The following is a 261-nucleotide window of genomic DNA, read 5'->3' as shown; positions in this document are numbered from 1 at the left end:
AATAATCTGCCGGTCGGGGTGACATGAGTCACCCCTCCTTTCTTTGCGGGCAAGTACAGGGAACGCGGTATGTCCGAACACCTTCTTTATCTGGTTCAGCAGTTGCTGAACGGATTGACCATAGGCAGCACCTATGCGTTGATCGCCATCGGCTACACCATGGTCTACGGCATCATCGGCATGATCAACTTCGCCCACGGCGAGGTCTACATGATCGGTTCCTATGTCGCCTTCATGGTGATGGCGGGGCTCACGATGATG

The 261-nt window shown here is 54.4% G+C and carries 1 pseudogene; it reads left to right on the top strand.

The features are described 5' to 3' along the window. Nucleotides 1-69 precede the first annotated feature (69 nt). Nucleotides 70-261: pseudogene (locus tag B4920_RS26725) on the top strand (branched-chain amino acid ABC transporter permease); the annotation flags it as partial.

This window comes from Zoogloea sp. LCSB751 (assembly GCF_002028455.1).
Taxonomy (GTDB): domain Bacteria; phylum Pseudomonadota; class Gammaproteobacteria; order Burkholderiales; family Rhodocyclaceae; genus Zoogloea.
This window is presented reverse-complemented; position numbering and strand designations above follow the sequence as displayed.